The 12,177-nt window shown below is 42.3% G+C and carries 14 protein-coding genes; all 14 read right to left on the bottom strand.

From position 1 onward, the window contains the following. Positions 1–2: 2 nt before the first annotated feature. Positions 3–761 (bottom strand): gamma-glutamyl-gamma-aminobutyrate hydrolase family protein, encoded by a 759-nt coding sequence (locus tag AC58PQ_RS06110; RefSeq protein ID WP_497241068.1) that lies wholly within the window; start codon positions 759–761, stop codon positions 3–5. A gap of 367 nt (positions 762–1,128) precedes the next feature. Continuing rightward, positions 1,129–1,809, bottom strand: coding sequence for a C40 family peptidase (locus tag AC58PQ_RS06105; RefSeq protein ID WP_497241067.1), 681 nt, complete (start codon positions 1,807–1,809; stop codon positions 1,129–1,131). Positions 1,810–1,903: 94 nt separating this feature from the next. Beyond that, complete coding sequence (locus tag AC58PQ_RS06100; protein ID WP_497241066.1) at positions 1,904–3,511, bottom strand: glycosyl hydrolase family 18 protein; 1,608 nt, start codon at positions 3,509–3,511, stop codon at positions 1,904–1,906. After that, on the bottom strand, positions 3,508–4,122 hold the full coding sequence (locus tag AC58PQ_RS06095; RefSeq protein WP_497241065.1) for a hypothetical protein: 615 nt from the start codon (positions 4,120–4,122) through the stop codon (positions 3,508–3,510). The genes AC58PQ_RS06100 and AC58PQ_RS06095 overlap by 4 nt, the downstream gene beginning before the upstream one ends. Before the next feature lie 151 nt (positions 4,123–4,273). Next, positions 4,274–5,644: a hypothetical protein gene (locus AC58PQ_RS06090; RefSeq protein ID WP_497241064.1), complete on the bottom strand. Its 1,371-nt coding sequence runs from the start codon at positions 5,642–5,644 to the stop codon at positions 4,274–4,276. A 64-nt stretch (positions 5,645–5,708) separates the two neighbouring features. Further along, on the bottom strand, positions 5,709–6,287 hold the full coding sequence (locus AC58PQ_RS06085; RefSeq protein WP_497241063.1) for a prepilin-type N-terminal cleavage/methylation domain-containing protein: 579 nt from the start codon (positions 6,285–6,287) through the stop codon (positions 5,709–5,711). 4 nt (positions 6,288–6,291) lie between these two features. Next, positions 6,292–6,717 carry a hypothetical protein gene (locus tag AC58PQ_RS06080; RefSeq protein ID WP_497241062.1) on the bottom strand — a complete coding sequence of 142 codons (426 nt, stop codon included), beginning with the start codon at positions 6,715–6,717 and terminating at the stop codon, positions 6,292–6,294. Between the two features lie 39 nt (positions 6,718–6,756). After that, entirely contained in the window at positions 6,757–7,398 is a 642-nt protein-coding gene (gene pilO / locus AC58PQ_RS06075) for a type 4a pilus biogenesis protein PilO (protein ID WP_497241061.1), read from the bottom strand. Positions 7,399–7,407: 9 nt separating this feature from the next. Further along, positions 7,408–7,950 carry a PilN domain-containing protein gene (locus tag AC58PQ_RS06070; protein WP_497241060.1) on the bottom strand — a complete coding sequence of 181 codons (543 nt, stop codon included), beginning with the start codon at positions 7,948–7,950 and terminating at the stop codon, positions 7,408–7,410. Continuing rightward, positions 7,947–9,119 (bottom strand): type IV pilus biogenesis protein PilM, encoded by a 1,173-nt coding sequence (gene pilM, locus AC58PQ_RS06065; RefSeq protein WP_497241059.1) that lies wholly within the window; start codon positions 9,117–9,119, stop codon positions 7,947–7,949. Before pilM ends, AC58PQ_RS06070 begins: the two co-directional genes overlap by 4 nt. Beyond that, positions 9,080–9,865, bottom strand: a complete 786-nt coding sequence (locus tag AC58PQ_RS06060; protein WP_497241058.1) for a prepilin peptidase — start codon at positions 9,863–9,865, stop codon at positions 9,080–9,082. Before AC58PQ_RS06060 ends, pilM begins: the two co-directional genes overlap by 40 nt. Before the next feature lie 41 nt (positions 9,866–9,906). Next, a complete protein-coding gene (locus AC58PQ_RS06055; protein WP_497241057.1) occupies positions 9,907–10,377 on the bottom strand; it encodes a type II secretion system protein in 471 nt (156 codons plus the stop codon). Between the two features lie 103 nt (positions 10,378–10,480). Beyond that, a complete protein-coding gene (locus AC58PQ_RS06050; protein WP_497241056.1) occupies positions 10,481–10,921 on the bottom strand; it encodes a type II secretion system protein in 441 nt (146 codons plus the stop codon). Positions 10,922–10,956: 35 nt separating this feature from the next. After that, on the bottom strand, positions 10,957–12,168 hold the full coding sequence (locus tag AC58PQ_RS06045) for a type II secretion system F family protein (protein ID WP_497241055.1): 1,212 nt from the start codon (positions 12,166–12,168) through the stop codon (positions 10,957–10,959). Positions 12,169–12,177: the final 9 nt, after the last annotated feature.

The raw sequence follows: 12,177 nt of genomic DNA, 5'->3' as shown, positions 1-12,177 counted from the left end.
TGTCACGATGATCCCCCTCCGTTCACTTGATCGATGAGCCATCGGAAAGGAATCAGTCCTTCCTCATGCTTCACAGCCATCATCTCCGGATGCCACTGCACCGCCAATAAGTTCGGATGATTAGGATGAATGAGCGCTTCAATAATCCCATCATCTGCAACCGCCGCCGCTTGAAGCCCCGCTCCGATCTGATTTACCGCTTGATGATGGTAGCTGTTCGTTCGGATTTCATCAGCCTGGTATAGCTTTACTATGGACGGAGCTAGCAGCTTGACCCGATGCGCCAAATACCAGCGGGGAGCACGTGAAAATTGATGAGCCAGTACGTTCTCAGCGTGATCGGATATGTCTACATATAACGTGCCTCCGAAGCTCACATTCAAAAGTTGCATCCCTCTGCAAATAGCGAGTAGCGGCTTATGAAGCCGCAGCGCCTCTTCGATCAACTGCAGCTCAAAACGATCCCTCTCCGGGGTGATCGTCCAGCAGCGAAGATCCGGACTCGAGCCGTACAGCTGCGGATCAATATCCTCCCCGCCAGCCAAAATCAATCCATCGAGCGCCTGCAGAATCTCATAGCAAGTTGAACGATCTCCAACAGGGATGCCGATTGGAATGGCACCAACCTGCTTTACCGCATGTATATAATCGTGGCCTATGACGCTGAAGCCTTGGCCCTTCACTCCTCGAAAGGTACCGCCGACCCCTTCCTCTCCAGACACATGATATCCCGTTATTCCGATAAGGGGCATTTTGCTCATCACTTCACCTCTTCTCTCCACCATTTTATTCCGTGCGAATGAAACGCATGACCTCTGGAAAGGAAAAGACACGGGTTGTTTGAATCGTTAGTGCTATGCGTATAAAGAAAAAAACACCCTATAGGGGTGCTCTGAGTGAAGGAGTATTGAATTCCAGAACGAATGTTCCTCATACGTAGATACCTTAGATACATGGTTGCTATGAGAAAAACTTCTATCGAAGTCCTTCGAGGATGAGCGACCGCGTTTTTAATGTTGTTTTTATCGCCAATAAGAATTTGTTTTTCCGGGTACCGGAAACATATAAATTCTTATGTGGTAAAAAAGACCGCATTCCTGAATGGCTTCAGGGTGCGGTCTGTACGTATTAATAGATGCGTTTCGCGCCGATGTATTTCGGTCCCCAATACGAGTTTGTCATGCTTTGCGGGTAAATGCCGGCCGAACGAGTCGCAGATAGGAATTGTCCGTTGCCCATGTAGAACCCAACATGATCAACAACGCCTGGTGCGGCAATGGCGAAAAATACAAGATCGCCCTTTTGCAATTGTGCAGCCGCGATGGGGTTACCCATCGTGTATAAAGTTTTGGACGAAGAGCGTACCATCGGTACGTTGTGTGATTGGAACATGTAATACACGAATCCAGAGCAATCAAAACCTTGCGGAGTGATGCCCCCCCAGAGATAGGGGACATTGAGATAGCTCATCGCGTCGCGCATCATCGTTTGCTTGGTGAGTGCGTGATTGATGCTTGTTTGAGTAGGTAAATCTGCAATACCCGTTTGAGGCAGCATATATGTTTTTTGAAAATCTTTCACTGCTTGCGCCGTAACGGAACCAAAGTACCCGGTTATCGTAGGATAGGTAAAGAAACCGAGTGTTTTTAAATTCGTTTGCAATGAGGAAACAGAAGTACTCGACATGCCTTGCGCTAAAGCAGCACTGCTCGTTGCAGTTGCCGCAATGGCAGGAGCCTCTGGAATCAGGGAGCTAGCAGCGACAGTGAACAGCAAAGTGGCAGCAAGAATCAGTTTCTGTTTGATCATGTTGTTGACTCCCCTTCGAATCGATTGAATTCACTTGTTCATTGTATATGCCAGCAAGTGCTTCGCTCAATATGAAAACGATGGGAGGCGGACTTCAAGATGCAGGAATTTTGTGAATCAACCTTGTCATAAGCGCCGCCATTTGCGATCTTGTGGACGATTCTTCGATTCCGAATCGATTCGGTTCCAAACCGCTGACAATTCCTTGTTGCTGCAAGGCTAATATATATTTATAGGACCATCTAGTCGATTGAATGTCCTGAAACGGAAGCTCTCCTGCTTCTGCTGTAAGTTTGAAAATGCGAGCCAGCATCGCGCTTAATTGTTCACGCGTCAACGCTTGATCTGGTCGGAAATGGCTTCGATCAAGCCCCTCTACCATTCCGTTCTGGAACGCTGCATTGATATGGGGCGCCGCCCAATGCCCGCGTGTATCCACGAAGGGCGCTGGACTAGCGCTATCTAGGTTGAGGTTCATAGCACGGGACAAAATAACAGCCCCTTGAGCTCTGGTTAAGGGTTTTTCCGGTGCGAATGTTGTAGAACTCATACCCGTTATCCAGCCCAGTTCAGAGACCCTCATAATATCACTTTCAGCCCAGTAACCGGCGGGAACATCCGCAAAGAAACTTCCATTCAACCACCGAGTGAAATAATCCCATGTTTCGGCAACCTCTTGATATAAGCTCCAAGAGCCAGCCCCTTTGATCCCGTATTGATTGATTATACGCAATTTTTGTTTGATGGATTGTTCGTTTTCGTACCATAATAAATATTTACCTTCGGTCAATTTTTTATCTACTACAAATCCATTTTGCCCCTGTGGAATTGTAAAGGTTGCATACGGCGATTGTTTGTCCTTATCGTAGAATGTTGTTCCGTTAAACTGAGTAAGAATTGGTCCGACTCGCGTATTCGAAACCCCCAAACCTTCGATATTCACACCTTCGGACGTAGGTCCGTCTTGTTTCCACAATCGGCCATAGAACGGAAGACCCATTACAATCTTATCTTTGGGCACTCCTTTATTGAGTGCATATTTCAAGGATTTTTCAAAAAAGGAAATGGAGGATACAGGGCCGGCATCGCTACCTTCCCATGATTCATCATAAGCCATGATCATCAAATAATCAGCGTTAGCAGCTAGTAATTTATAATCATAAAATCCTTGCCAGCCCGTATTCCATGCATAGGGGTTGGCGGCTACCGCAACGGAAACTTCTTTGTTGGAGGGGATCTGCTCACGCAATAATTTGATGAAATGGGTAAAAGCATCTCTGTCATCTACACCGACGCCTTCGATATCCACGTTGACTCCGTCCATATTGTATTTGTTGATAGCAAGTATGATATCGCTGACCAAAGCTTGAACATTTTGGGGATTCAAAGCCGCAATCCCATTATCGCGTTGCCAATGATTGCTTAAGAAAGGAACAACGCGGATGCCTCTCCGATGCATCTCAGTGATAAAAGCAGTATCCAATTTCCAAGTTACCTCTAGCTTTCCTTGCTCAACTATATCCAAATAGTTAGGTGAGACCATCGTTATGGTGTTTTTTGTTTTATCAATCTGGCCTACATAGTTGGTCGGACTGCCGAAATACAAATAAGACATATTCATTTTTGGAGAGAGTGCGGAGCTGTTGTTACCAACTGTCGTCAAACATAGGAGCGAGAAAAGAATTATGACTAATCGTTTCATTGCAAATTCTCCTCTTTAAACACGAAATCAAATGCATCCCCATTAGTAGTTGAGACTTGGAAAATGGCATGATCCTTATACACGGTTTGATTGTGAATTGCGGATAAATCGGCATTTGCGGATGCTCCCCATTCATTGAACAAGTGAGATACTTCACCTGAATCGGTTATGTTGCGAGTGACAGCTATAACTTGAGCCCAGCAATCAAGCATCATAAATCGATCAAATTTATTCTTAGGTTTTCCGCTCACATGGATAGATTGAACGACATTGTCCTCAGAAACATACACGATCATTTCTAATTGAGGCGAGAAATTGGCGGTGAAATAACGCGTTCCTTCCTGTCCATTCTGGAATTTCAAAGGTGGTAGAAACAGGTTGCGATTCATTTCTTCATTAATAGAATTCCACAGATTTCGGAAATCCTCAGTATGGATAGGTTTTGGTGTAGAAGATTGCAAGATATGCAAGCGATTTTGTTTATATTCAAATCGTTTCATACTTAGCATGTTTTCATCTTTTTCGGTTTTTTCCGCTATTGGTTTAGGTGTATTCTCGCATCCACTGAGCAAGAGTAATGCCCCTATCCCAAGCAATAGAGTTCTTTTCATTTATGAAAATCCTTTCCGTTTCGTTACATGTAGTTTTACTATTCCCTGATATCCTTAAATCATGATTTTACATGATGGGCGTTCAAGCAAAAGAACAAAAAAAAACGCCTCTAACTCAAAGTTAGAGACGTCATTATAAGGAATATGGGATTTAACTCTTCCGTTCTAGGTTCCAATCTACTGGTGGTGGCGTACCTAGACCTCCACCCGAACCGGTTAGATCTAATGAGGTTTCACCTGATTTACCAACAAACGAATCTTTGTAAATTTTCTTTGTATCGATAACGCCACCTACCGCAATAACGCCATCGATTTGATATAAAAAGTTGTTATTAGCTGTAAAATCACCTTCTACAAGAAGATCACCTGCAATAATATCTGGACTACTCTTCACATCGAAAGACCCAACAGCAACAGTTCCATTCTTAACGGTGATTGCGGAATTATTTTTACTTACGAAAGCGCCATCTATTGTCAATGAATCAGCAGTAATTTTGGCATCTTTGGAATCATCGTAACTTCTAGCGTAAATATCAGTAGCAATGAGGTTACCGCCAGAAAATGTAATATCGTCTTGTGCGAAAATATCGCCATATTGCCCACTTCTTGACTTATAGGCATTTAGATTGATGGAATCAGCGGTTATATTTCCTTTCGAGATTAAACTTCCGTAAATGTTCACAGTAGCATTGCCCGAAAAATCATAGTTGTCGGCAATGAGTATGACAGGCTTTTCCTTCGAACCTAAAGTGATTACTTTGGTAAATGTTAATGTTCCAGGTATATATATAATAACAGGATTATTCGAACTCGAGTCGCTTTTCGTTTTAATGTCGCTCATTGCACAATTAGAATCGAGCCCGGGTTCAACTCCGCATTTCATCAGTGCAGGCGACGATAAATAGCTGTTAATTTCAGTGTTGACGTTATTCTGGATCGTACTTAGATAGGTTGAAGCGATAGCTTGAATGGTTGATCTTTGAACAGATGGCTTAATGTCACTCGATATGCCGTAATAGACACTGCCTTCAGCGGGAATCGGTACTTGTGAGCCTCCAGCTTTCGATTCATAGACGGAAACCCGATAGGTTAGCTGTTTGCTATGCGAACCAACTGTGGCTTTGAAGTAAACGGTATATTCACCATCCGTGTCAACGGGCTTTTTCACGATGTCTTGTTCCTCGATGTTTTGTTCGAAGGTAATTTTTGTCCCTTCGGGTGACAGTATCGTTTTCTTCCCCCAAACACCTCCGATGAGTGCAGTTCCTCCGCCATACTTATTAAAGTAATCTTTGCGTGACGCTCCTTGTCCGAATTGGTCATAGACGTCTAAATAACTTAGAAATGATTCCATTCCGCTTACCGCAAGGTCTGTCGCTTTCTTATCATGCTCGGACTGTTGATTGGCCAATTGATTAGTTGATAGTGAGTTCAGAATAACTGGTGTAGAAATAGTTAAAACCAGCAGGACAATAAGGACATAAATAAGAGTGTTCCCTCGTTCGTTGCAGATGAATTTCATTGTTTTTCCTCCTATGAATGCAGACATGGGCATTTATGTAGGTGGATTGGACGCCGACACGCCTTTAATAGCGAAGCAATTTACATGAAAGTTCTTGAGTGACTTCGTACTTTTTCGATCCGCCGTTTGAGGTGGCTCTTTTCATTTCAAATGTAAAGGCAGCGCGGAATGCATCTCCGCTATTTAATAAAATGTTCGATGATCCAAGTGGGTTAGCGGAATTTGTGGCTGACAACGTGGAATAAGTGTTAGATTTAAGCTGATTCGTTAGCAGTTGTCCGTTTGTATAGTTTGTCGAATTGAAAGTCACACTATCATTCAGATTCGTGGAATTGAATTGATACAGAGTCAGGGTTCCATTTTTGAAAACAAGCGATTTCTTTTGTTCACTTCCACCGACATATGTAATAAATCTTAATTCATTGGCACCCGCAACCAAATATGCTTCATTTGCATCGGAAAGATTTCGGGAAATCGTGTCTATCGTTTTTCTGATTTCTGCATCATTCGCAAAATCGATCGTGTTGGTTCTGGATAAAAGATTAGTTGATGATAGCAACATAATAACTACGCCCAGTAACACAGTGCTGACGGTTAATACAGCAAGAACTTCCGTTAAAGAAAAACCTTTTTCATTTCTCATCAAGTTATCCCTCCCACGAAACGGTAACCGTCAAAAGCCGCGGCACTAATGCCACGTTCGTATCGACCGTATCCCTGAATAACACGACGCCCTGCAACGAAACCACGTGGCTTCTAAAGTTTGTTCTGATATAACCCGAACTTGCTGTTAAGTCAGATTGCTGAATATCGATGCGATACGGCGTTGGCGCAGGTATATTTTTCACCACATTGTTCCAACTCTGACGATCGGGTATGTTCGCTGATAAAGCATTTCTTTGCTCATTTAACATTTTCTCTGCCAAACGAATGGCATTGGCTCTAAGATCGTCCTTTTGAGACGAAATTCGATAAAAGCTGGAAACATTAAGAAAAACCATAACCATAAGAATAAGGATCATGGTGGCTGCAAGAACTTCAATCAGAGTAAGTCCCTTCTGATTGCTGATCATGTTCTCTCCCTCTCTTCCATCCGATTCCACGACTCCACTTTACTTCGCGGACATCGACTTTAACTCAGGTGAATAGTAAGCAACGCAAGTAAATGTAGCTGTTACTGTCATACTTTTGTCAGTCGTTACCGATAAATTCTGTGCTTGTGTGGCGTTTGTACTTTGCCAGATCCACGATTTGATTGAAAGAAACCGTGGAAGTGCGTGCATGCTTGAAAAGAACTGCGCGTATTGCTCAAAAGTTCCAGATACCTGAATCGTAAAAGGAATTTCTGTAATTGCATTCGACACATTGGTTGCGTTCGCATTCTCTACCTTTGCCTTGTTGGCATCACTTTTAAATGATAACGAGTTTATCGATACGCCAACCTGCTGTTCCAATTCCTTAAGCTCCAGAATCAATCTGGGTATTTCTTCATTGGCAGGAATCTGCGCAGTAATGCGATGAGCCTCATCATCAGAAAACTTTTTAGGTATCGGTTGCTGCAAGAGTCTATTTTTAGTGAGCACGATTTGATCTAAATTATTTTGCAAAGCATGATTCAAATTGACGGATGGAAGCAAATAGCTGCTGAAAATCCATACATTGAACAGCAAACCTATCGTTATTGCAATCACGAGTATTTTCATCGGTATTTTCAACCGAACTACAAGTGCAATCAACTGGACTTTACTACTCAAATTTCCCACCTACTTCCCTTGACCGGGTATCTTGAGTTTAATGGATATAGAGACGTCATAAACAGAGTATTCATCAGATTTTTGCGTTTTCAAAGCAGATTGTATAGCTACGGACTCGATCAAAGTTGAGCTTTGAAGTGCGGTCGCATATTTAGATACCGAAGCAAGATCGGAAAAACTCATTTTGAGTTCAATCATACCCGGGACGGCGTTCATAGATCCGATTCCACTGTCACTTGGAAGATTGTCAACCAAAGTAGTAAGGAGCTGAATCCAACTCGCGCGTTCTAAATTTAATTTAGTTATTTCGTCTCGCAGAACTTGCAACATTTTGGTTCTCTCATCCAGTTCGCGTTGTTTCGTTAACGTTTGGATCTCCGCATTTGATAAAGCAATCTCGTTGTCCAATTGCTTAGCACTGTTACTATAACTAGAACTAACGAACAATAATGCAGAAGCTGAGATGACAAAAACTAACGCAGTACTGAGCAGTATCGATGACAGCACTCCTTGAAATGTAGGTACTTTAGGAATCAGATTGATATTCCTCATGCATCAGCCCCCCTATAAGCGAGTCCTATAGGTACTGCAAAGACTGAAAATCCATTGGAAATGCTATTATTTTGCCCAAAGGGTGCGCTTGCTTGAAAGAGATGAACAGGAATCGACAGTCTGTTATCCAAAAATGCAATAATCTCGGCCATTCTACGCGTACCACCGGAAATCACAATATCAACAAAGTCCTGATTTCGATTGTTTAACGTATACCGGTAAAAATTCATGAGTCGCTCTAGTTCATGCGCCAAATCATTACATTGATTGAGAAAATCAGTTTCCGACTCATCACTTGTTGAATCCGTAAAGCTCAGCGGGATGCTTCGAGTAATTTTAAGCTGATCCCCTTGAAAAATACTGAGATCCCCAGCATGCTCGTTCAGATCGACGATCATGTAGGTTCCCGTTTGGTCGATGGCAGAGGTGCGCTGCAAGAGCCGCAGCAATGACAATGCCTTGATCTCGATGCTTGTCAGTTTGATGTCGGCAGCCTTCATTATACCCATATATTGTTCGATGATCGTTTTGGGTGCTGCTACTAGCATCACATCGCATTGAATCGTTTCATCCTTTGGCTTTTCCTGCTCGAAGTCATCGAACAGGCCTTTTCTCGCAAACGACTCTTCATTAGCGGCAGCAGCCTCAAGCATGGTGTCAGGAAGCTTTTGATTTTCCGCATTATTCTTTATTTTTTTCATCAACTTCGTGCGTTTATTGACAGAACCATTTAACTTTATAAAGTCAAAAGTAGGATTTTCAAAAGGAAGATGAAGATTGTGCTCGATCTCAAAATCAACCAGTTTCGCAAGATCTTTTTCCGGAATATCTGGAAATTTCAAAAATCGAACCATCACAAGTTGACTCGGAAACGCCAAATGAACGTATTTCGGTTTTGAAGCGAGCTGCGCGATCATCTTTTTCAATGTTTGGACGACAACTTGCTGATCCTTGATCTTGCCTTCCTCGACGACTAGTGCAGGCAACTCCTCTGTTAAACTAGTCTGAACGAATGGTTCTTTTTTTCCACGCAAACGCAGCGTACTCATTTTTATGAATGAATCAGAAATTTCAATTCCTAAGGATGTTTTTCCTGGAAATAATGTTTTTTTTGATTGAGTGCGGTTGTCTAATTGAACCGAATGACGCTCAGATACCAGGTTATCCATGGTTCCCCCCACATGTAAGAAATGAATGCGCCTGCTGCTATAAATGGACCAAATGGTATTGACCGATCTTGACGTGCCTCATTCATGATCAATTGAACTACACCAAATACCACGCCTAATAAACTTGCTGCAAATAGAGTGAACAACGTTAGTTTAATACCGAGTACAAGTCCGATAAAAGCAAACAGCTTAATATCGCCGCCGCCCATACCTTCCTTCTTCAAAAACAACAAGGAAGCATATGCAACGACATAGAGAATTCCGCTGCCAATAAAAAATCCAACCGCATAATTCCACAACGGAAGTGGATGTGTCCAAATCCGCAGTAGTATAGCGAGTGCAATACCCGTAAACACTACAACATCAGGAATGATCCTATACTTAATATCTGCCAATGAGCAAATGATTAAAACGGAAATAAAAACCAATCCGACTGATAATTCTGCAGAAGGCGCTAACTTCCATGTAACTGTGGCAAATGCAACTGCTGTCGTCAATTCTCCGAACGGATAAATGGGCGAAATACGGCTCTTGCAATATCGACATGACCCGCGTAAGGCCAAGTAGCTAAAAACAGGTACAAGATCGAGCGATTTAAGCGGATGATGACAATGCACGCAATGCGATGGCGGGTAGGCAATCGATTGTTTCTTAACAACTCGAAGCGCTACTACATTGAAAAAACTACCCAAAACAAGTCCGAAGATCGCAGCGGTTATCACATAGAGAAGAGTTATAATATCCATAGTAGCTCCGTTCGGTACAAATGATATCAATAGATACTTAGTTACGGTTTTACAAACGAAATCTGTGTCGCACCCCATTGTCCATCTCTAAAAGTAACAAATACTTGGTCAAAGGAATACCCTACAGTCGAATTAAAGAGCTGCGTTGATTGTGCTCTAGGTACATTTTTTAAATATGCTGCAGTTTGAAGGGTAGATACAGAAACTGTTGCTGTTCCTGAAGTAGCTGTTCCACTAAACCCAGGTACATCGTTTGTTGTTAGTGCATCTGTTGAATTAGCATTACCATTAGGATCCAAATCTGTCATATAACGAGTGGCTGCATCTCGTACTAGAGCTGCAGATTGAATATCCGATTTGATTTTCGAGTTCTTAATGACGCCGCCAATCGCCGGAATAGCAATTGCCGCAATCACTCCCAAAATGACAATAACAGCAAGCAACTCAACTAGCGTTAACCCTTTTTGATTTTTGACCAACTTCATTTTCGTGTTCATTACCTTGTTCATCATAATATTACCTCTTCATATGTCCATATTAATTCCGTACGCTCAAATTATATCAATAGAGGTAACTCGAATGAGTTACCTCTATTTGGGCAGTTACCGTGTACTTTTATGATGCTGAATAAGTAATGGTTGATGTCGGATTCATATTCCATTGTCCATTTGTAAAAGTAACAGCTACTGTATTCATGAAGCCTTGAGTCGTTGCTTGCATTTTGGGTTTTGATTTTAAATATGCTGCAGTAACAAGTGTATCTACACTAACTGTTCCTCCAGTAGCTGTATAACCAGGAACTGCAGTACCTGCATCATTTAAACCATTACCGTCAGGATCTACATCTGTCATATAACGAAGTGCAGAATCTATGACTAGCGTTTGAGATTGAACATCAGAATTTTTCTTCGAGTTGTTAATGACCCCGCCAATCGCCGGAATAGCAACCGCAGCAATAACTCCCAAAATGACAATTACAGCAAGCAACTCAACGAGCGTTAACCCTTTTTGATTTTTGACCAACTTCATTTTCGTGTTTATTAACTTTTTCAACATGATAATATCTCTCCTTTTATAATTGTTTACATATATTAATGAATACCGCCCAACATTTTAAACGTCGGAAGCATAACAGCTAGCACGATTCCTCCAACAATTCCAGCGAGCAGTAAGATCATTAGCGGTTCTAGCAAGGATTTAAGTCGATCAGACATCGTATCGACATCAGCTTCATAGAAATCAGCAACCTTCTCCATCATGCTGTCCAAAGCGCCTGATTTCTCTCCGATCGCGAGCATTTGAACGACCATTGGCGGAAACAGCCATGAGTTTTGAAACGGATCGGCAATGGATCGACCGTCGCGCAAACTTTCTCTTGATTCCAAAATTAGTTTGCCAATGACTTCATTGCCAACTACGTTAGACACAATGGTCATCGTCTGAAGCATCGGAACCGCCGCGGCAAATAAGGAGCTAAACGTACGGCTGAATCTGGCAATAGACTGTTTATGTGCCAACTTCCCAAAGACCGGGATCTTCAACTTGATATAATCCAAGTAGTAAATCCCTTTCTTCGATTTCTTCATCATATTGATGATCAAATTAGGAATAACAGCGACAACCGGAATAAAATACCAGTATACTCGTATTATGTTGCTTATTTTCATAACAATTATTGTAGGAAGCGGTAACTCCAGATCCATAGTTTGAAAGCTCTCAACATATTTAGGTATGACGAAGGTCATCATCAACGTCACAACTGCTACGGTAACAATACCCATAATAATTGGATAAATCATGGCCGATTTGACTTTTTCTTTCGTACTATGTTCTTTCTCATAAAATACGGCCAACCGATCGAACATTTCATCCAAATTACCGCTTGCTTCCCCCGCTTGAATCATATAAATAAATACAGTAGAGAAAATAGTTGGAAATTGTGCGGCTGCGACGGAAAGCTGCGTGCCTCGCTGCATCTCCTCAGCAACTTCCATTAGCACTTTCTTAAACGCTTTACTTTCTGATTGCTCGCTCAAAATACGAACCGATTCCACCATATTGACGCCTGACTTATACAAGGTTGATAGCTGCCGACAAAATATAGTGAAATGCACCATCTTAACCTTCGGTCCGCCGAACGAAATGTCCCTGTTAAGAACACTATTTTGTTGATCTAACAACTTCAGAATCCAAAGTCCCTTGCCGCGCAGTTCTTCCGTAGCCGTTTGTTGGGTAGACGCTTCAAGCACCCCTTTATAATAGTTGCCGCTATCATCAACTGCCTGATATCTGAACTTTGGCACTCGAATCCC

The organism is Paenibacillus sp. J22P143, from assembly GCF_059692035.1.
This window is presented reverse-complemented; position numbering and strand designations above follow the sequence as displayed.